Below are 18,768 nucleotides of genomic sequence, written 5' to 3' on the forward strand. Positions count from 1 at the left end.
GAGGGCTCAGCCATGAGCATTAAACCAACTGATGATGGTCAATGGATGGTGGACATCCGCCCGACCGGAAAAGCAGGAAAGCGATTTCGGAAGAAATTCAGCAGGAAATCAGACGCGAAGGCGTATGAGCTTTGGGTAATGAGTAAGGCCAGCGAGCCGGAGGAATGGTCTAAGCAACCCTCAGACCGCAGGCGAATCTCTGAGCTACTGGCTAACTGGTGGGAAGTACACGGGATCACGCTGAAGAATGGAAAAATTGAGCGGATGCACCTACTCAAAACCATTTCTCATATTGGCGATATGCCGGCTAACGCGCTCAGCAAAAAGAACCTGCTTCAGCTGAGAACGTCCAGGCTGGCATCTGGGATTTCGCCAGCCACAATAAACCGTGATGTTTATCGCCTTTCCGGCATGTTTACGACACTGATTAAGCTCGGTGAGTATCGCCAGCCTAATCCGGTGCAGAAGCTGCCCCCGTTAAAACAGGCAGACCCTGAAGTCATATTCCTGATGCCGGAACAGATCACCGCACTGCTGGCCGTTCTGGAAGGGGATGAAAGAAAGGTTGCGCTGGTTTGCCTGAGCACCGGAGCACGATGGAGTGAGGCGGCAGAACTGGATGCAATGCGCGTGCGTATGGGACGCATCCACTTTTTCGCCACGAAGAACGGCAAAAACAGGGTGATCCCGATTTCGGATGAGCTGGAAAAACTTATCGGCTCGCGCAAAAGCGGGAAGCTGTTCAAAGTGGATTACGAGAGTTTTAGGGAAAAGCTGAGAACCGCCATACCGGAGCTACCACGCGGTCAGGCAACACACGTTCTCAGGCACACGTTCGCAAGTCATTTTATGATGAACGGCGGAAACATCATTACCCTACGTGACATCCTCGGACATGCGAAAATTGAGCAGACGATGATTTACGCCCACTTTGCGCCAGACTTCCTCCAGCACGCTGTGACGCTCAATCCGCTGCGCGGTGGACTGGAGGCGATTGAGATAGGAAAAGCCGTCAGGAATCCGCTGAGCCGGTCATAAGTTGAGATGCGGGGGAGCATTCCCGAAAGTGCGTCCACCTTGTGTCCACCAGTGACCCCAATGCGACCCTTTTCCAGTTGCTTTTAACTGGTTCCTGTTGGTTGATAACTCAAACTAACTGACTGTTTTGGCGTGGTTTTGTTGGTAAGTTATTGATAAAAAAAACCCCCGCATCATGCGGGGGAAGACAGGGATGGTGTCTATGGCAAGGAAAACAGGGATACTATGTTACTGGTTACTGCTGGTACTACTCACTGCTTGCAGCGGTGACGATGGCTGCAATCCTGAGAGCCGACGAACTTCAGCTAATCGTCGCTCATAATTTTTCTGCAATGTCGCTTGCTGTGCAGGCGTTAGCAGGTGATACATCTGATTACGAACCCGAGCCATCTCGACTTGCTGTTCTACCGCTGCGCGGGCTTGTTTCTCTGCCTGCTGTCGGATAGCCGATTCGTTAAATTTGTCTGCAATGACAAGGTCATGCATAGTTTCTATATCTTGAACGCTGATTGTTGGGCGTTCGTGTCGCGCTTGCTGCATCAGGTCTCGCATCTGTTGCCGCTGTTGTTCAGTCAGCTCAATGCCATCGAACATGTAGCTTTGCGGATTTTGCGTCATACTGCCTGTCGTCAATCCGCTGTTCGGATGCATCTCGTCAATCGACGTCGTGTCTGCTGCTTCGGCGCTGGCGTGACTGAGAACCATCGCTGAGGCAATGACGACGGCGGTTAAGTAGCGCATCGTTAACTCCCAGTTCGTTCCGTTTTGCGATTCAACGAGAGCCAGTGTACGGCGGTGGCTGCAAACATCCGTCAGGGGGTGTAAAAGTACGTAAAGCGTTGGATTGCAAGTCAAGGAACACGGTATTTTGCCTGCGGAGGGCAATAAAAAATGAATAAAATCCTGTTGGTTGATGACGACCGCGAATTAACTTCGCTGCTTAAAGAACTGCTTGAGATGGAAGGTTTTGAAGTCATTGTGGCAAGCGATGGTGAGCAGGCGCTTAACCTGCTAGACAACACCGTGGACTTGCTATTGCTTGATGTGATGATGCCGAAGAAGAACGGTATCGACACTTTGAAAGAACTACGCCAACAGCACCAAACTCCGGTCATTATGCTGACTGCACGTGGCAGCGAACTGGACCGCGTTCTGGGCCTCGAACTGGGTGCAGATGACTATCTGCCTAAACCGTTTAACGATCGTGAACTGGTAGCGCGTATTCGTGCCATTCTGCGCCGTTCAAACTGGAGCGAGCAGCAACAGCAGCACGATAACAGCTCACCAACGCTGGAAGTCGACTGCCTGCGCCTGAATCCGGGTCGTCAGGAAGCCAGCTTCGACAGCGAAACTTTGGACCTCACCGGCACCGAGTTCACCCTGCTCTATTTGCTGGCACAGCATCTGGGTCAGGTAGTATCGCGTGAGCACCTTAGTCAGGAAGTGTTGGGCAAACGTCTGACACCGTTTGACCGCGCTATCGATATGCACATTTCTAACCTGCGTCGTAAATTGCCGGAACGTCGTGATGGTCATCCGTGGTTTAAAACCCTACGCGGACGCGGCTATCTGATGGTTTCGGCATCATGATTGGAAGTTTAACCACCCGCATCTTCGCCATCTTCTGGCTCACGCTAGCGTTGGTGTTGATGCTGGTTCTCATGGTGCCTAAACTCGATTCGCGCCAGATGACCGCGTTACTGGAAAGCGAGCAACGTCAGGGCACCATGATTGAACAGCACGTTGAAGCGGAGCTGTCTCAGGATCCGCCGAACGACTTAATGTGGTGGCGTCGCCTTTTCCGCTCTATCGACAAATGGGCGCCGCCCGGTCAGCGTTTATTATTAGTAACCAGCGAAGGCCGGGTGATTGGCGCGCAGCACAATGAAATGCAGATCATCCGCAACTTTATTGGGCAGTCGGATAACGCCGACCACCCACAAAAGAAAAAGTATGGTCGCGTGGAGATGGTTGGACCTTTCGCGGTCCGCGATGGCGAAGACAACTATCAGCTTTACCTGATTCGTCCTGCCACCAGCTCGCAGCTCGATTTCGTTAATCTGCTGTTTGACCGCCCGCTACTGCTGCTGATTGTCACGATGCTGATCAGCTCGCCGCTGCTGCTGTGGCTGGCGTGGAGCCTGGCACGCCCCGCGCGCAAACTTAAATATGCGGCGGATGAAGTGGCAAGCGGCAATTTGCGCCAGCATCCGGAACTGGAATCGGGGCCGCAAGAGTTTCTGGCTGCGGGTTCCAGTTTCAACCAAATGGTGAGCGCGCTCGAACGCATGATGACGGCGCAACAGCGTCTGCTGTCCGATATCAGCCATGAATTGCGTACGCCGTTAACTCGCTTGCAGCTGGCAACCGCGCTCCTGCGTCGCCGTAACGGTGAAGGCAAAGAGCTGCAGCGCATTGAAACGGAAGCGCAGCGTCTTGATGGCATGATTAACGATCTGCTGGTCCTGTCACGCACTCAGCACAATAACGCGTTGGTTAGCGAAGCGATGAAGGCCAATCAGCTGTGGAATGGCGTGCTGGAAGATGCCAAATTTGAAGCCGAGCAGATGGGCAAACTGATGGAAGTGCCCTATCCGCCTGGCCCGTGGCCGCTGTACGGTAATCCCCATGCGCTGGAGAGTGCGCTGGAGAATATCGTGCGTAATGCGCTGCGCTATTCGAATTCGCACATCAGCGTCAGCTTCTCGGTGGATATTGCGGGCATCACCATTCATGTCGATGATGATGGTCCAGGAGTCAGCCCAGAAGATCGCGAGCAGATTTTCCGTCCGTTCTACCGCACCGATGAGGCGCGCGATCGTGAGTCAGGCGGCACCGGATTGGGCCTGGCGATTGTCGAAACCGCCATCCAGCAGCATCGCGGCTGGGTTAAAGCGGATGACAGCCCGCTCGGCGGTTTACGCCTCACGCTGTGGCTGCCGCTGTACTCCGCCCGTCAATAATTTGTTATGCTTCGGCCCTCGTTTCTGGGGGCCTTATGCTAAACATTGTCTTATTTGAACCTGAAATTCCGCCAAATACCGGCAACATCATTCGCTTGTGCGCAAATACCGGTTTCCAGTTACACCTGATTGAACCGCTGGGCTTTGCCTGGGATGACAAGCGCCTGCGCCGCGCCGGGCTGGATTACCACGAATATACCGCCTTAAAAAAACACGCCAATTACGCAGAGTTTCTGGCAACAGAAACGCCACAGCGCATGTTCGCCCTCACCACCAAAGGAACGCCGGCGCACAGCGCGGTGAGCTATCAGAAGGGTGATTATTTGGTGTTTGGTCCGGAGAGTCGCGGTTTACCCGCAGAAATTCTCAACGCGCTACCCGCTGAGCAGAAAATCCGCATTCCGATGATGGCGGAGAGCCGCAGCATGAACCTGTCTAATGCAGTATCAGTGGTGGTGTATGAAGCGTGGCGCCAACTCGATTATGCTGGCGCACTGATCAAAGGCTAGATGCCGTCACCGTACTCAAAGCCTGCGCCGTTGAAGTGCTGATCCATATCCATCGACGGTTTATCGCTGGTCGGTTTACCGACAATGCGCGCTGGTACGCCGGCCGCCGTGGTATGCGGCGGTACAGGCTGCAGGACAACTGAACCGGCTCCGATTTTTGCGCCGCGCCCCACTTCAATGTTGCCCAGAATCTTGGCGCCGGCGCCAATCATCACACCTTCACGGATCTTCGGATGGCGATCGCCGCTGGTTTTACCAGTACCGCCGAGCGTCACCGATTGCAGAATTGAAACATCATTTTCAATGATTGCCGTTTCGCCGATGACAATGCCGGTAGCATGATCAAGCATGATGCCGCGACCAATGCGTGCCGCCGGGTGAATATCCACGGCAAATGAGACGGAGATTTCGTTCTGCAGATAGACAGCCAGCGCGCGGCGGCCCTCTTTCCACAGCCAATGGCCGATGCGATAGGCCTGCAAGGCGTGGAAACCTTTGAGGTAAAGCAGCGGCGTAGAGTATTTATCAACGGCGGGATCGCGCTGGCGTACAGCCTGAATATCGTAGGCCGCAGAGACAATCATCTCCGGGTCTTCACGATAGGCTTCTTCCACGATTTCGCGAATAGCGATAGCGGGCATGATCGGGTTCGCCAGCTTGTTAGCGAGCATGTAGCTGAGCGCGCTGCCGAGGTTTTCGTGTTTGAGCAGTGTCGCATGGTAAAAGCTGGCCAGCATCGGTTCACAGTCGGCCAGGGCTCTGGCTTCGGCTTTGATATGGTTCCAGACCAGTTCTAACTCTTCAGACGACATTGCTGTTTGCTCCCGATAAAAAAAGCGCCTGATGGGGCGCTACAGGTGGTGACGCTGGCGCATCCTGCTTTAGCTTTGGCTGTTTTCGTCCTTCCTTGCACGGCCAAGTAAGGTCAATGCTGCCTCTCGCGCTGATTTTCCGCAATAGAGCACCTGATAAATCTGCTCAGTAATCGGCATTTCTACGCCGACACGCGCGGCCAATGCTTTGACTTCCTTAGTGTTTCTGTAGCCTTCTACAACTTGTCCGATAATGCGTTGCGCATCGTCTACGCTCTCGCCTTGCCCCAGCATCATGCCGAAACGGCGGTTGCGCGACTGATTATCGGTACAGGTCAGCACCAGATCGCCTAAACCGGCCATGCCCATAAAGGTGGTGGCATCGGCGCCCAGCGCTGCGCCAAGACGGCTCATTTCCGTCAGGCCGCGAGTGATCAAGGCGGTACGCGCGTTGGCACCAAAGCCAATGCCGTCAGAAATCCCCGCACCAATCGCAATCACGTTCTTCACCGCGCCGCCTAACTGCACGCCGATGAAATCCTGATTGTTGTAGACGCGGAAACTTTTGCCGCAGTGCAGCTTCTGCTGCAGGTCTTCAGCGAACTCCGCATCGGTGGATGCCAGTGCGATGGCCGTTGGCATGCCGGCTGCCAGCTCTTTGGCAAAGGTGGGTCCGGAAATCACCGCGAGTGGAATCGCATCGCCGAGGATTTCACGCGCCACATCCTGCAGCAACCGGCCGGTCTCTTTTTCCAGTCCCTTAGTCGCCCAGACAATCCGCGAATCGGCACGCAAATGCGGCTTAAGCTGCGTCAGCACGTCGCCAAATACATGGCTCGGCACGACGACCAACAGATCGCGACTGGCGTTAACCACGGTTGCCAGATCGGCTTCAGGAACAAGATTATCAGGGAAAGGGACATCGGGCAGGAAAGCGGCATTGCAGCGGTCAGCTTGCAGCTGCGCCACGCTTTGAGGATTGTGGCCCCAGAGCAGAACCGGATGGCCGTTGCGGGCCAGCGTGATGGCCAATGCGGTGCCGTACGAGCCGGCACCGATGACGCTAATTGAAGCGTTGAGTGTAGTCATCAGGCATCCTGATGTGGCGCTTCGCCTTCACCTTGCTGCTGCAGATAGTTCATGAACAGCGCATCGAAGTTCACTGGCGCCAGGTTGAGCTGCGGGAAAGTACCACGAGACACAAGGCTGGTTACGCATTCGCGTGCATACGGGAACAGAATGTTCGGGCAGTACGCGCCGAGGCAATGCGCCATCTGCGTGCCTTCGATACCGCTAATGGTGAAAATGCCCGCTTGCTGTACTTCGCACAGGAATGCGGTCTCTTCGCCAACGGTTGCCGTTACGGTAACGCGCAGAACGACTTCAAAAACGCCATCAGCTAACTGAGAAGAGGCGGTGTCCAGATCCAGCTTCACTTCCGGTTCCCACTCTTTCTGGAAAACCTGCGGTGCGTTTGGCGCTTCGTAAGAAACATCTTTGGTGTAAACACGTTGAATCTGGAACTGCATTTCGCTGCTGCTTTGCTCTGACATGTGACTAAATCCTGTGAGTTAAAATTGTCTGACCGAAAAGTTATGCCTGGAGTAAAGGATCAAGTCCCTGACGCCCATCCAGCGCGTAAAGATCGTCACAGCCGCCAATGTGCTGCGCATCAATGAAAATCTGTGGCACCGTAGTGCGGCCGCTGCGTTGAATCATCTCTTCACGTTTCGCCGCGTTCCCGTCAATGGGAATCTCCTGGAACGACACGCCTTTCTGATCCAACAACGCCTTTGCACGGTGGCAATAAGGACAAGTGACTTTGGTGTAGATCTCTACATTCGCCATACGGTTACCTCGAAGAAGTTATTTACCGCGCACCAGTGGCAGATTTTCACCACTCCAGCCGCTCACGCCATCTTTCAGTACGGAGACTTTTTCAAAACCCGCTGTGCTCAATTTCGCTGCAGATTCACCCGCACTTTGACCGGTCGCGCAAACTACAATTATGTGCTGTGACTTGTGCTTTTCCAGCTCGCCAAAGCTCTCTTTTTTAATGTCTGCTGCCGCTACGTTGATAGCCCCAGAAATGTGTCCTTTGCGGTAATCGTCACGTGAACGAACGTCTACCACCACCGCGTCCTCTTTGTTAATCAGGTGGGTAGCTTCACCACGGCTGATGGTTTTTACTTTAGAGAACATACCTTTAACGGTGGTCACAATCACGAGAACGAGTAAAGCGACCCATGCCAGACTGAGGATGGGGTGATTGCTTGCAAACTGCATAATTTCTTGCATGAGGGGTAACGACTCCAAACCGGGCTGATAAGCTAAAACAAGGGTTCTGAGTATACCTGCGCCACTTCGCATGTACAGTCGCTAAGGGGACAGAGTTACGATTTGTGCGTCATTTTCCAAAAAAAGTGTTCTAATCCCAAAATTAAGACAAAGTTTATGCCGGTAAGCTCGGTACAGACATTTTTAGCAAAGTAAAACCCGGCCGGGCTAACTGGTAAGCGGCTGTTCATCGTGGAATAATTATCGACTATGAAGGGAAAAGCGACCGTTACACACACAAGGACCCGTCACAACGGCACTGCGCTTCCGTTGTCATTTCGCTGGTCCGAAATCTCCCTGAGTCTGCTTCTGGCGGGCACATTATTACTTCCTGCTGCCGCTCGCAGTGCGGATGACAGTAAAACGCAGTTGAAGTCCATTCAGCAGGATATCGCCGAGAAAGAGAAAAGCGTTAAAGCACAGAAAGTGCAGCGCAGTAAGCTGTTGGATCAACTGCAGAGTCAGGAAAAAGTGATTGCGCAGGCCAGCCGTCAGCTGCGCGAAACGCGTAACAGCCTCAGCACGCTCGAAGGTGAAATCGCGCAGGTCACCTCCTCTATTTCGCGGCTGGAAAAGCAGCAAGCGCAGCAGGAAAAACTGCTGGCACAACAGCTTGATGCCGCCTTTCGTCAGGGACAGCATAATGGTCTACAGTTGCTGCTTGGTGGCGAAGAAGCCCAGCGCAGTGAGCGTATTCTTGCCTATTTCGGCTATCTCAACGCCGCACGCCAGAAAAACATCGACGATCTCAAGCAAACCCAACAGCAATTAGCGGAACAGCGCCAATCATTGCAGGGTAAACAGGATCAGCAAAAATCGTTGTTAGCTCAGCAGCAGACGCAGCAAAACAAGCTGGAAGCAGCTAGCGCGGCGCGTAAGAAAACGCTAACCGCATTGGAAAGCTCGCTGGAGAAAGATCAGGCTGACCTGGTTGAGATGCGTGAGAACGAAAGCCGATTGCAGAGCAAAATCGCCAAGGCTGAGCGTGAAGCGCGTGAACGTGCCGAACGGGAAGCGCGCGAGGCGGAAAAAGTGCGTCAACGTCAGGCACAGGCGAAAGCCAAAGGATCAAGCTATCAGCCAACGCAGAGTGAGCGCGAGCTGATGGCGCGTACCGGCGGATTAGGCAAGCCCGGCGGGCAAGCGGTTTGGCCGGTACGTGGACGCATTGAACATCGCTTCGGTGAATCGATGCAGGGCGAATTGCGCTGGAAAGGTCTGGTGGTCGATGCGCCAGAAGGCACCGAAGTGAAAGCTATCGCAGATGGACGCGTACTGATGGCCGACTGGCTACAAGGCTATGGTCTGGTTGTGGTTCTGGAACACGGTAAAGGTGATATGAGCCTTTATGGCTACAACCAAAGCGCACTGGTGAGCGTGGGTGCTCAGGTGAAGGCAGGACAGCCTATCGCCCTTGTGGGCACCAGCGGCGGCCGCGGCACGCCTTCGCTCTACTTTGAAATCCGACGCCAGGGACAGGCCGTCAATCCACTACCGTGGTTAGGAAGATAAGTTTTGTTTCAACCCTCTAAGCTCTCGGCCGCCCTGTGCGGCCTGTTTCTATCACTTTCCGCCCATGCGGGAAAACTCTCCATCGTGATCGACGACTTCGGTTATCGGCCAAAAGAAGAGAATAAAGTGCTGCAGATGCCTACTGCGATTTCCGTTGCGGTCCTGCCGAATGCGCCACATGCGCGTGAGATGGCGACGAAAGCGCATCAGGGCGGTCGCGAAGTGCTGATTCACCTGCCGATGGCACCGCTCAGCAAACAGCCGCTGGAGAAAGACACGCTAACGCCAGAGATGAGCAGCACGGAAATCGAGCGGATTATTCGCGAAGCCAGTGACAAAGTGCCTTACGCCGTCGGCCTGAATAACCATATGGGCAGCAAAATGACATCCAGCCTGCCCGGCATGCAGAAAGTGATGCAGGTGCTCAATCACTACAACTACTACTTTCTCGATAGCATGACGATTGGCAACAGTCAGTCGATCCCGGCCGCGCAAGGCACTAACGTTAAGGTACTCAAACGTCGCGTATTCCTTGACGATAGCCAGGATGAAGCTTCAATTCGCATACAGTTTACCCGCGCGGTGAAACTGGCGCAGCGCGATGGTTATGCCATCGCCATTGGCCATCCGCATCCCACGACGGTGCGCGTCCTGCAGCAGATGCTGCCGACATTACCCGCCGATATCACGTTAGTGCGGCCAAGCCAGTTACTGAATGAGCCGCTGCATCAGGGCACGACTCCGCCGCCATCCAAAACGCAGCCTCAACGCTTCCGCGCGCCAGGCGTATGTAAACCGAACAAACCGTTGGCGCCAGTGCCGCAGAGCCACGCCGTTGAGTTGATCAGTGAAAGCATTGCGCAAAGTCTATTGGTTCAGTCAATAAGGCAGCTCTTCTGAGCTCGGGAAAAGAAATTCAATGAGAAGAAAAATTCTGCTGTTGGATACCGGCCGCGAATGGGGCGGCGGTACCAACAGTATGCTCGAATTGCTCAAGCGCATTGATCGGCAGAGGTTCGATATTACCTGCTGTTTCTACAACAACTATTCGCGCGGTAACAGTGAAACCATTGAGTCAATCTTAAATTCGATAGGTATTCCGGTGGTATTTATCGCCCAGCGTCGTCAGCCGAAATGGGCGAAAATCGCTAAAGAATTGTTGCGAACGCTGTTCATTTTTAACCGTTCGTTGAAAAAACAGATGATTGATCGGGTCGATGAAAAATGGCGTGTGTTGCCAAACGCCCAACAGATTTCATCTCTTTTGCAAGCTGGGCAATATGACGCGCTGTATATGAATAATCAACCGAGCACAAATGTTGAAGGCTATCGCGCGGTTGAGGATTTGCAGGTTGCACTGATTCAACATTGCCGCATTGAGCCACAGTTAAATTCAGTGTTAGTGGACATGGTTAATAAACGTGTTGATGCCGTTATTGCGGTTTCGCATGGCGTAAATCAGACTTTGCGCCAAAGCGGCATTGATGCGCAGCGTTGCTTCACCGTTTCAAATGCTATTGATATCCATCAGGCCTTACCGGATCGCGAGGAAGTGCGCGAGCGCTTTGCTTACTCGCCTGATACTTTTATTTTTGGCTCCATCGGCTCTCTTATTACGCGTAAAGCGAACCATCATATCTTCCAGGCGCTGGGCCAATTCAAACGCATACATCCCGAAGCCAACTGGAAAATGGTGGTGGTGGGTGCCGGGCCGGAACAGGAGAATTTGGTTTTGCTGGCGCGCAAAGAGAACATTGCGTCGAATATTGTGTTTACTGGCTTTCAAAATAACCCTCTGGATTACCTCGCGGCGTTTGACACTTTTATTCTCGCTTCAAGTAGTGAAGGCCTACCGCGCGTCGTGTTGGAAGCCATGCTGGTGAAAACGGCCGTGATTGGTTCGAACGTAGTTGGAACGGCAGAACTAATTAGCCACAACGAAACCGGATTATTATTCGAATACGGCGATATTAAACAATTAAGTGCGCATCTTGCCGTATTATGGCAAGACGCAAGTTTACGCCAACGTCTCATTAACACCGCCGAAGAACGTGTACGCGAATGCTACGCCATTGAAAACTATGTGGCCGGGGTGGAGACGATATTGGATAACAGTATTGAAAGGAAAACTCATGTTTGATTTTTTGAACAAAAATCGTCGGCACATTCGTGCACGCCATAATATCCCTTATGCGCAAAGCAATACGCAAGGCGACGTTACGGTTACCTCGGTTGTTATACCTTGTACCGGCGCGGATTATGTTGAAGAAGCGTTATTAAGCGCTGAGTTTGCTCGTCGGTTTGCGCCGGAAATGGAAGAGATTGTTATCGTGAGCGACCAATCTGAGCAGGCTTTTGGCAAACTTCCACATAATTGTCGCGTGGTAACGCTCAATGTTCCGCATCGCGAGGAAAGCTATCGCTATAAGCAAATCTATCGCAGTCGACTAATTAAAATTCAGGCGCCTTTACAAGCCAAAGGCGACGGTATTTTAATGATTGATTCGGATCTTAATTTGCTTAAATCGCCTGATATTCGTATGCATCCAGGCCACCTTTACTCCAGTTTCCGTAACGGGAAAATGATCGCCAAGCTAGAGGGCGCGGAAGCCCAGGCCATTCCCGCCTATTACCGGCCATCAATAAGACCTTATTTTGAAGATCACGTTAATGGTGCGTACCTGGCGGCAACCCGACAAACCTGGAAACGTATTTGTCCACTCTGGTTAACGCTCTTTCAGGATACCTGGGAATTAATGAATGACAGCCAACCGCCGACGGATCAGCTTCCCCTCGCCGCTTTGTTGGATATGTTGGATCTTCGCACCGTCAATTTAGGAGAATGGGCAAACTGGCCGGTTTCCAAAAAGATTGGCGGTAGCTCAGCAACCATTCCGGCAGACGTCATTGGCGCGCACGGTGGCTTTCCCTTGAGTGAATGGCAAAAGTATCTGAATGATCCCACTCAGCCACTCACCTTTAAAGGCCAGGATTACACGCGCAAAGTACGCTATCTGACGGATGATGAAAAGAAACAATCCTGAAACTCTCCGGCCACCAGGCCGGAGGATGAATTAATCCCAGCTCAACACCACTTTGCCGGATCTTCCCGAGCGCATCTCATCAAAGCCCTGCTGGAACTCATCGATGTGATAGCGATGAGTAATGATGGGCGTGAGATCGAGGCCGGACTGAATTAGCGCCGCCATCTTGTACCAGGTTTCGAACATCTCGCGGCCGTAGATGCCTTTGATGAACAAGCCTTTAAAGATCACCTGATTCCAGTCGATGGACATCTCGCCCGGCGGAATGCCCAGTAGCGCGATGCGGCCGCCGTGGTTCATCACCTCCAGCAGGGTGCGGAACGCCGGTGGCGCACCAGACATCTCCAGACCGACATCAAAACCTTCGGTCATGCCGAGTTCGGCCATCACGTCACGCAGGTTTTCCTGCGCTACGTTGACGGCGCGCGTTACGCCCATTTTGCGCGCCAGATCGAGGCGATAGTCGTTGATGTCGGTGATCACCACATGGCGCGCGCCGACGTGCTTGCACACCGCCGCCGCCATGATGCCAATCGGCCCGGCACCGGAGATCAGCACATCTTCGCCCACCAGATCGAACGACAGCGCAGTGTGCACCGCATTGCCAAAGGGATCGAAAATCGCCGCCAGTTCGTCAGAAATGTTGTCGGGAATTTTGAAGGCATTAAACGCCGGAATCACCAGATATTCGGCAAAGCAGCCCTGACGATTGACGCCAACGCCTACCGTATTGCGGCACAGATGCGTGCGTCCAGCGCGGCAGTTGCGGCAATGGCCGCAGGTGATGTGGCCTTCACCGGAAACACGATCGCCAACGGCAAAGCCCTTAACTTCCTGGCCCATTCCCACCACTTCACCCACATATTCGTGGCCGGTGATCATCGGCACCGGAATGGTTTTGCGCGACCAGTCATCCCAGTTGTAGATGTGCACGTCGGTACCGCAGATAGCGGTTTTACGAATCTTAATCAGCAGGTCGTTATGGCCGGGTTCAGGTATTGGCGCGTCCTTGACCATCCAAATGCCTTCTTCGGCTTTTAATTTGGCGAGTGCTTTCATTTCCCTGCTCCTGAGATAACGCCCAGCTGTTGACCAATGCGGGTGAAGGCTGCCACGGCGTGCTCCAGCTGCGCCTGTGTATGTCCGGCAGAGATCTGCGTGCGGATACGCGCCTGACCTTGCGGCACCACCGGATAGAAGAAGCCTGTGACGTAGATTCCTTCCTGCTGCAACAGGCTGGCAAATTGCTGCGCCACTTTGGCATCGCCCAGCATCACGGGAATGATAGCGTGATCGGCGCCGGCCAGCGTGAAGCCTGCGGCAGTCATCTTTTCGCGGAAGAAGCGGGCATTTTCCCACAGACGCTGGCGTAAACCGTCACCTTCACTCAGCAGCTCCAGCACGCGCAGCGAGGCAGCCACAATCGCGGGTGCCAGCGAGTTGGAGAACAGATACGGACGCGAGCGCTGACGCAGCCACTCAACCACTTCTCTTTTCGCCGCCACGTAGCCGCCCGATGCGCCACCCAGCGCTTTACCCAGCGTGCCGGTCAGAATGTCGACGCGATCCATCACGCCGCAATATTCGTGCGTGCCGCGTCCGGCAGAACCCACAAAGCCCACCGCATGGGAATCATCGACCATCACCAGCGCATCGAATTCATCGGCCAGATCGCAAATGCCCTGCAGATTGGCAATCACCCCATCCATCGAGAACACGCCATCGGTGGCAATCAGGATGTGGCGCGCGCCTTTGTCGCGTGCTTCCTGTAAACGCGCACGCAGCTCACTCATGTCATTATTGGCGTAACGATAGCGCTGCGCTTTACACAAACGCACGCCATCAATGATCGATGCGTGATTAAGGGCATCTGAAATAATCGCGTCTTCGGCGCTGAGCAGCGTTTCAAACAGGCCGCCGTTGGCATCAAAGCAGGACGAGAACAGAATCGCCTCTTCCATGCCGAGGAACTCAGCCAGCTTATGTTCCAGCTGCTGGTGGATGTCTTGCGTGCCGCAGATAAAGCGCACCGACGCCATGCCAAAACCGTGCGAATCCATGCCGTCTTTCGCCGCCTGAATCAATGCCGGATGATTAGCTAAACCCAAATAGTTATTGGCGCAAAAGTTGATGACGGGCGGGCTGTTGGCAACGTTGATTTCTGCCTGCTGCGCCGACGTGATGGTGCGTTCTTGTTTGAACAATCCGTCCTGACGTGTTGTCTCAAGCTGTTGACGAATTTGCGAATAAAACTGACTGGACATGATTCTGCTCCTCAGATAGCAAAATTTTGGCACATATTACTGATCGAAAAGCGAATAGACGATATTTCAGCCATCAATATCTCGGTTTTGCAGCATAGTTCACGCTGCGAACAGGATTTGTGCAGCGCATACAGAGTCATCTGGCTGCCTGCGTCTGGCTGAAATGTTATGATGATAGGCATTCGTGGGTGAAACCTCCTGTTTCCCCCCAACTCTTTAAAGGCAAAGCATATGATTATCGTAACCGGTGGCGCTGGCATGATTGGCAGCAACATTGTTAAAGCGCTCAACGACCGCGGTCTGACCGACATTTTGGTGGTGGATAATCTGAAGGATGGCACCAAGTTCGTGAATCTGGCGGATCTCGACATCGCCGATTACATGGATAAAGAGGAATTCCTCAGCTACATCATGTCTGGCGAAGATCTCGGCCCCATCGAAGCCGTTTTCCATGAAGGCGCCTGTTCCGCAACCACCGAGTGGGATGGCAAGTACATGATGGATAACAACTATCAGTACTCGAAAGATCTGCTGCACTTCTGCCTCGAGCGTGAAATTCCGTTCCTTTACGCCTCTTCTGCTGCCACTTACGGCGGACGCAATGAGAACTTCATCGAAGAGCGCCAGTACGAGCAGCCGCTGAACGTCTACGGCTACTCTAAAATGCTGTTCGATCACTATGTGCGCCAGATTCTGCCAGAAGCCGAATCACCGGTATGCGGCTTCCGCTACTTCAACGTGTACGGTCCGCGTGAAGGCCACAAAGGCGGCATGGCGAGCGTCGCGTTCCACCTCAACACGCAGATCAGCAATGGTGAAAATCCAAAACTGTTTGAAGGCAGCGACGATTTCCGCCGCGACTTCATCCACGTTGATGACGTGGTTGCGGTAAATCTGTGGTGCTGGGAAAACGGTGTTTCCGGTATCTACAACTGCGGAACTGGCCGTGCTGAATCTTTCCAGGAAGTGGCGGATGCGGTGCTGAATTTCCATCAGAAAGGCCAGATTGAATACATTCCGTTCCCGGATAAGCTGAAAGGCCGTTATCAGGCGTTTACTCAAGCCGATCTCACTAACCTGCGTGCAGCCGGTTACGACAAGCCGTTCAAAACCGTCGCGCAAGGCGTGGGCGAATACATGGCCTGGCTGAACCGTAACGCATAAGGAAACCGGCAGCAGCGATGAAAATTCTGGTTATTGGCCCATCATGGGTCGGCGATATGATGATGTCGCAAAGTCTCTATCGCACGCTCAAGGCTGAGCATCCTGAAGCGGTGATCGACGTGATGGCGCCGGCCTGGTGCCGCCCATTGCTGTCGCGTATGCCGGAAGTGAATCAGGCGCTGGCGATGCCGCTCGGCCACGGCGCATTGGCGTTGGGCGAGCGTCGTCGTTTGGGAAAAACCCTGCAGGCCAGCGGCTATGACCGCGCCTATGTGCTGCCGAACTCCTTCAAATCTGCGCTGGTGCCGTTTTTCGCCGGGATCAAACGTCGCACCGGCTGGCGCGGCGAGATGCGCTATGGCGTGTTGAATGATGTCCGCGTGCTGGATAAAGCGGCCTTTCCGTTGATGGTTGAGCGTTATGTAGCGCTCGGCTATGACAAACCGGTTGCTTCCGCGCAGCAGCTGCCGCAGCCCTTGCTGTGGCCGCAGTTGCGTGTCGATGAAGATGAAAAGCGGATGACGGCGGCGCAGTTTGCGCTGTCCGCCGATCGTCCGGTGATTGGGTTTTGTCCAGGCGCAGAGTTTGGCCCGGCGAAGCGCTGGCCGCACTATCATTATGCCGCGCTGGCAGAGCAGCTAATTGGCGAAGGTTATCAGGTGGTGTTGTTCGGTTCGGCGAAAGATCGTGAAACCGGCGACACCATTGTGCAGACGCTGTCAGAAGCGGCGCGTGCGCACTGCAAAAATCTGGCAGGTGAAACGCAACTGGAGCAAGCGGTGATTCTGTTGGCGAACTGTGCGGCGGTGGTCAGTAACGATTCCGGCCTGATGCATATCGCCGCGGCGTTGAATCGTCCGCTGGTGGCGCTGTATGGCCCAAGCAGCCCGGACTTCACGCCGCCGTTGTCTCAGCACGCGCGCATTATTCGTTTGATCACCGGCTATCACAAAGTCCGCAAAGGTGATGCCGAGCAAGGTTATCACCAGAGCCTGATTGATATTCAGCCAGCGCGCGTCCACCAGGAACTGAGCGCGCTGTTGCATCCGGTGCAGGAGTAAAGATGCACGTTTTGATTGTTAAAACCTCCTCGATGGGAGACGTGCTGCATACCTTACCGGCGCTTACGGATGCGATGCAGGCGATTCCTGGCATCAAGTTTGATTGGGTGGTTGAAGAAAACTTCGCTCAAATTCCAGCCTGGCATCCGGCCGTCGATAAAGTGCTGCCGGTGGCGATTCGCCGCTGGCGTAAGCATTGGTTCGGTAGCCAGCAGCGTGAAGAGCGTGTGAAATTTAAGCGTGAGCTGCAATCGCGTCAGTATGATGTGGTGCTGGATGCGCAAGGTTTGATCAAAAGCGCCGCGCTGGTTACGCGCCTGGCAAAAGGCGAGAAACACGGCCAGGATAGCCGCAGCGCCCGCGAACCTTTCGCTAGCTGGTGGTATGACAAACGCCATGAAATCAACAAACAACAGCATGCCGTAGAACGCACGCGCGAGCTGTTTGCCAAAAGCCTCGGCTATGAAAAACCTGCAACGCAGGGCGACTATGCGATTGCCGGCCATTTCCGCTCTACGCTACCTAACGATGCACAGCCTTATTTGGTGTTTCTGCACGCCACCACGCGAGATAACAAACACTGGCCGGAATCACATTGGCGTGCGCTGATTGAGTTGGTGCAGCCAACAGGATTACGCGTGAAATTGCCGTGGGGCGCAGAGCATGAACACCAACGCGCACAGCGGCTGGCCGAAGGATTCGACCATGTTGAGGTATTGCCAAAGTTAACGCTGGAGCAGGTAGCGCAGCAGTTAGCCGGCGCGCGCGCGGTGGTGTCGGTAGATACCGGTTTAAGTCATCTGACGGCGGCGCTGGATCGTCCGAATATCACGCTGTACGGCCCAACCGATCCCGGTCTAATTGGTGGCTATGGCGAGAATCAGTACGTGCTGCGCCCTGCAGAAGGCCACAGCATGGCGGATATTCAAGCCATAGATGTCGCAACAATGATTAAAGAAATCACCGTATAGTTTTATAACGTACCGTAATTTAGCGTGACTGGTAACTTTTCTTTAAAAGCGCGTATTCTGTTAGCGTCATGCCCTGAGTACGTGGTTGTAACCAGCTAAATAGCTGCTCTAAATCATCGTAAAGGTGCTCAATATCAGCCTCATTTTTAAACGTGGGGCTGCCATCGGGCATAAATTCTGATGAATGCAGCATGAACTCAACGTAATCATTTCCCTGGCTAAGTGTTTGCTCAACCACCTGCTTCATCTGCTGCACATTGCCACCCACTGGACGCAGCCAGTTGACGGACGGACCGCGTTTCTTGCCGCGCACGTCGTTCCATACTTTTTTTAGCTGATTAGTGAAAGCGCCATAGCGGTACTGAATGCTCATCGGCAACTCCAGCAACGGACTGTCACCCACGCGGGAAATATCATTAACATCAAGGTAATAGGCATGATCCGGGAAACGGCTGTAATCGGTGCCACCTTTGCCTTGCGGCGCGCCGGATGAATTGCGCCAATCCACGCGAGGTGTGACGGAGCAATCTACCAAATAACCGTTGTCGATCAATGCTCGGGCGTAAACTTCATTAAAAGCCCAGCGTCCGGCACGATGACTGGTCATCTTCTGCCGAAAAGCGCTTTCCAGCAAATCGGTCATGTAAGCGACCTTGTCGTACAGGATATTTTCAGGAAACTCAATCAAATAAGGCTGATAGCGCCAGTCATCATCGGTCAACGCGTATTCCGGCGGGCTATACCATGCATGAAGATGCATGCCGATTTCACCTTGCCCACGCGTAAGCAGATCGCGGCCAAATTCAATATAAGCAGGATCGCTCGCCATTTCGTAATTCGTTAGCCAGGTGGGTTTAAAACCGTATTTCTCACATAGTGCCTGAAAACGCGGCAGGAACTGGACATTGCGCGTGGTAACCTTGCCGCTGCGATTGCGCCAAAGATTATCCCCTTCAGTATCGAGAGTGATTAAAAACGCAGGCTTATCCATAACTTATCCAGTAAAATGAGCACTTTCTCATCGCTATGGTACGCAAGCCCATGAATGAGGGCAAACTTTTCAGCTGGCGCCATTTAACAGAAGTTGGTAGCA

The 18,768-nt window shown here is 53.5% G+C and carries 20 protein-coding genes; 11 read left to right on the plus strand and 9 right to left on the minus strand.

Annotation, left to right across the window (positions count from 1 at the left end; translation table 11 throughout):
- Positions 1 to 12: 12 nt before the first annotated feature.
- Positions 13 to 1,038, plus strand: coding sequence for a tyrosine-type recombinase/integrase (locus K5Y30_RS22790; protein WP_222213511.1), 1,026 nt, complete (start codon positions 13 to 15; stop codon positions 1,036 to 1,038).
- Between the two features lie 228 nt (positions 1,039 to 1,266).
- Here K5Y30_RS22790 and cpxP read toward each other — a convergent pair whose 3' ends face one another.
- A complete protein-coding gene (cpxP, locus tag K5Y30_RS22795; RefSeq protein ID WP_222213513.1) occupies positions 1,267 to 1,779 on the minus strand; it encodes a cell-envelope stress modulator CpxP in 513 nt (170 codons plus the stop codon).
- A 150-nt stretch (positions 1,780 to 1,929) separates the two neighbouring features.
- Between cpxP and cpxR the strand changes: the two genes are divergently transcribed.
- From cpxR to trmL, 3 genes are read left to right on the plus strand one after another with little or no spacing between them, the layout of a single operon-like run.
- Entirely contained in the window at positions 1,930 to 2,628 is a 699-nt protein-coding gene (gene cpxR / locus K5Y30_RS22800; RefSeq protein WP_007885339.1) for an envelope stress response regulator transcription factor CpxR, read from the plus strand.
- Positions 2,625 to 4,001 carry an envelope stress sensor histidine kinase CpxA gene (gene cpxA, locus K5Y30_RS22805; protein ID WP_101760665.1) on the plus strand — a complete coding sequence of 459 codons (1,377 nt, stop codon included), beginning with the start codon at positions 2,625 to 2,627 and terminating at the stop codon, positions 3,999 to 4,001. Before cpxR ends, cpxA begins: the two co-directional genes overlap by 4 nt.
- Before the next feature lie 35 nt (positions 4,002 to 4,036).
- Positions 4,037 to 4,510, plus strand: coding sequence for a tRNA (uridine(34)/cytosine(34)/5-carboxymethylaminomethyluridine(34)-2'-O)-methyltransferase TrmL (gene trmL / locus K5Y30_RS22810; protein ID WP_101760666.1), 474 nt, complete (start codon positions 4,037 to 4,039; stop codon positions 4,508 to 4,510).
- Here the strand turns inward: trmL and cysE are convergent.
- The 5 genes from cysE to K5Y30_RS22835 form a co-directional block, all read right to left on the minus strand.
- Positions 4,507 to 5,322, minus strand: a complete 816-nt coding sequence (gene cysE / locus K5Y30_RS22815) for a serine O-acetyltransferase (protein ID WP_007885334.1) — start codon at positions 5,320 to 5,322, stop codon at positions 4,507 to 4,509. The genes trmL and cysE overlap by 4 nt on opposite strands.
- Positions 5,323 to 5,391: 69 nt before the next feature.
- The gene (gpsA, locus tag K5Y30_RS22820) at positions 5,392 to 6,411 is read right to left on the minus strand and encodes an NAD(P)H-dependent glycerol-3-phosphate dehydrogenase (RefSeq protein ID WP_154194956.1); all 1,020 of its coding nucleotides are present in this window, start codon (positions 6,409 to 6,411) and stop codon (positions 5,392 to 5,394) included.
- Complete coding sequence (gene secB, locus K5Y30_RS22825; protein ID WP_101760668.1) at positions 6,411 to 6,875, minus strand: protein-export chaperone SecB; 465 nt, start codon at positions 6,873 to 6,875, stop codon at positions 6,411 to 6,413. Before secB ends, gpsA begins: the two co-directional genes overlap by 1 nt.
- A 40-nt stretch (positions 6,876 to 6,915) precedes the next feature.
- A complete protein-coding gene (gene grxC, locus K5Y30_RS22830; RefSeq protein WP_007885328.1) occupies positions 6,916 to 7,170 on the minus strand; it encodes a glutaredoxin 3 in 255 nt (84 codons plus the stop codon).
- A gap of 18 nt (positions 7,171 to 7,188) precedes the next feature.
- Positions 7,189 to 7,620 carry a rhodanese-like domain-containing protein gene (locus K5Y30_RS22835; RefSeq protein WP_222213515.1) on the minus strand — a complete coding sequence of 144 codons (432 nt, stop codon included), beginning with the start codon at positions 7,618 to 7,620 and terminating at the stop codon, positions 7,189 to 7,191.
- Positions 7,621 to 7,869: 249 nt separating this feature from the next.
- Between K5Y30_RS22835 and envC the strand changes: the two genes are divergently transcribed.
- The 4 genes from envC to K5Y30_RS22855 are packed head-to-tail and all read left to right on the plus strand — an operon-like array spanning position 7,870 to position 12,215.
- Positions 7,870 to 9,171 carry a murein hydrolase activator EnvC gene (gene envC / locus K5Y30_RS22840; protein ID WP_222186086.1) on the plus strand — a complete coding sequence of 434 codons (1,302 nt, stop codon included), beginning with the start codon at positions 7,870 to 7,872 and terminating at the stop codon, positions 9,169 to 9,171.
- Positions 9,172 to 9,174: 3 nt separating this feature from the next.
- Positions 9,175 to 10,071: a divergent polysaccharide deacetylase family protein gene (locus K5Y30_RS22845; RefSeq protein ID WP_222186087.1), complete on the plus strand. Its 897-nt coding sequence runs from the start codon at positions 9,175 to 9,177 to the stop codon at positions 10,069 to 10,071.
- Between the two features lie 19 nt (positions 10,072 to 10,090).
- Complete coding sequence (locus K5Y30_RS22850; protein WP_222213517.1) at positions 10,091 to 11,311, plus strand: glycosyltransferase; 1,221 nt, start codon at positions 10,091 to 10,093, stop codon at positions 11,309 to 11,311.
- Positions 11,304 to 12,215, plus strand: coding sequence for a hypothetical protein (locus K5Y30_RS22855; protein ID WP_222186089.1), 912 nt, complete (start codon positions 11,304 to 11,306; stop codon positions 12,213 to 12,215). Before K5Y30_RS22850 ends, K5Y30_RS22855 begins: the two co-directional genes overlap by 8 nt.
- 30 nt (positions 12,216 to 12,245) lie before the next feature.
- Here the strand turns inward: K5Y30_RS22855 and tdh are convergent, their stop codons facing one another.
- Entirely contained in the window at positions 12,246 to 13,274 is a 1,029-nt protein-coding gene (gene tdh, locus K5Y30_RS22860) for an L-threonine 3-dehydrogenase (RefSeq protein ID WP_101760674.1), read from the minus strand.
- Positions 13,271 to 14,479, minus strand: a complete 1,209-nt coding sequence (locus K5Y30_RS22865) for a glycine C-acetyltransferase (RefSeq protein ID WP_222213518.1) — start codon at positions 14,477 to 14,479, stop codon at positions 13,271 to 13,273. Before K5Y30_RS22865 ends, tdh begins: the two co-directional genes overlap by 4 nt.
- Positions 14,480 to 14,710: 231 nt before the next feature.
- On the opposite strand from K5Y30_RS22865, the gene rfaD reads away from it, so the two are divergent.
- The 3 genes from rfaD to rfaC are packed head-to-tail and all read left to right on the plus strand — an operon-like array spanning position 14,711 to position 17,675.
- The gene (rfaD, locus tag K5Y30_RS22870) at positions 14,711 to 15,643 is read left to right on the plus strand and encodes an ADP-glyceromanno-heptose 6-epimerase (protein WP_008109718.1); all 933 of its coding nucleotides are present in this window, start codon (positions 14,711 to 14,713) and stop codon (positions 15,641 to 15,643) included.
- 17 nt (positions 15,644 to 15,660) lie between these two features.
- Positions 15,661 to 16,704: an ADP-heptose--LPS heptosyltransferase RfaF gene (gene rfaF, locus K5Y30_RS22875; protein ID WP_222213521.1), complete on the plus strand. Its 1,044-nt coding sequence runs from the start codon at positions 15,661 to 15,663 to the stop codon at positions 16,702 to 16,704.
- Between the two features lie 2 nt (positions 16,705 to 16,706).
- Positions 16,707 to 17,675: a lipopolysaccharide heptosyltransferase RfaC gene (gene rfaC, locus K5Y30_RS22880; protein ID WP_222213523.1), complete on the plus strand. Its 969-nt coding sequence runs from the start codon at positions 16,707 to 16,709 to the stop codon at positions 17,673 to 17,675.
- Positions 17,676 to 17,694: 19 nt separating this feature from the next.
- Here rfaC and K5Y30_RS22885 read toward each other — a convergent pair whose 3' ends face one another.
- Positions 17,695 to 18,666: a polysaccharide deacetylase family protein gene (locus K5Y30_RS22885; RefSeq protein ID WP_222213525.1), complete on the minus strand. Its 972-nt coding sequence runs from the start codon at positions 18,664 to 18,666 to the stop codon at positions 17,695 to 17,697.
- Between the last annotated feature and the right edge of the window lie 102 nt (positions 18,667 to 18,768).

This window comes from Pantoea sp. DY-5 (genome assembly GCF_019795955.1).
Taxonomy (GTDB): domain Bacteria; phylum Pseudomonadota; class Gammaproteobacteria; order Enterobacterales; family Enterobacteriaceae; genus Pantoea; species Pantoea leporis.

Coding starts and splice junctions, on each gene's coding strand:
- envC (WP_222186086.1), top strand. CDS start 7,870: ATGAAGGGAAAAGCGACCGTTACACACACAAGGACCCGTCACAACGGC.
- rfaF (WP_222213521.1), top strand. CDS start 15,661: ATGAAAATTCTGGTTATTGGCCCATCATGGGTCGGCGATATGATGATG.
- cpxP (WP_222213513.1), bottom strand. CDS start 1,779: ATGCGCTACTTAACCGCCGTCGTCATTGCCTCAGCGATGGTTCTCAGT.
- K5Y30_RS22865 (WP_222213518.1), bottom strand. CDS start 14,479: ATGTCCAGTCAGTTTTATTCGCAAATTCGTCAACAGCTTGAGACAACA.
- tdh (WP_101760674.1), bottom strand. CDS start 13,274: ATGAAAGCACTCGCCAAATTAAAAGCCGAAGAAGGCATTTGGATGGTC.
- cysE (WP_007885334.1), bottom strand. CDS start 5,322: ATGTCGTCTGAAGAGTTAGAACTGGTCTGGAACCATATCAAAGCCGAA.
- cpxA (WP_101760665.1), top strand. CDS start 2,625: ATGATTGGAAGTTTAACCACCCGCATCTTCGCCATCTTCTGGCTCACG.
- K5Y30_RS22790 (WP_222213511.1), top strand. CDS start 13: ATGAGCATTAAACCAACTGATGATGGTCAATGGATGGTGGACATCCGC.
- cpxR (WP_007885339.1), top strand. CDS start 1,930: ATGAATAAAATCCTGTTGGTTGATGACGACCGCGAATTAACTTCGCTG.
- secB (WP_101760668.1), bottom strand. CDS start 6,875: ATGTCAGAGCAAAGCAGCAGCGAAATGCAGTTCCAGATTCAACGTGTT.
- grxC (WP_007885328.1), bottom strand. CDS start 7,170: ATGGCGAATGTAGAGATCTACACCAAAGTCACTTGTCCTTATTGCCAC.
- rfaC (WP_222213523.1), top strand. CDS start 16,707: ATGCACGTTTTGATTGTTAAAACCTCCTCGATGGGAGACGTGCTGCAT.
- gpsA (WP_154194956.1), bottom strand. CDS start 6,411: ATGACTACACTCAACGCTTCAATTAGCGTCATCGGTGCCGGCTCGTAC.
- K5Y30_RS22855 (WP_222186089.1), top strand. CDS start 11,304: ATGTTTGATTTTTTGAACAAAAATCGTCGGCACATTCGTGCACGCCAT.
- rfaD (WP_008109718.1), top strand. CDS start 14,711: ATGATTATCGTAACCGGTGGCGCTGGCATGATTGGCAGCAACATTGTT.
- K5Y30_RS22885 (WP_222213525.1), bottom strand. CDS start 18,666: ATGGATAAGCCTGCGTTTTTAATCACTCTCGATACTGAAGGGGATAAT.
- K5Y30_RS22835 (WP_222213515.1), bottom strand. CDS start 7,620: ATGCAAGAAATTATGCAGTTTGCAAGCAATCACCCCATCCTCAGTCTG.
- trmL (WP_101760666.1), top strand. CDS start 4,037: ATGCTAAACATTGTCTTATTTGAACCTGAAATTCCGCCAAATACCGGC.
- K5Y30_RS22850 (WP_222213517.1), top strand. CDS start 10,091: ATGAGAAGAAAAATTCTGCTGTTGGATACCGGCCGCGAATGGGGCGGC.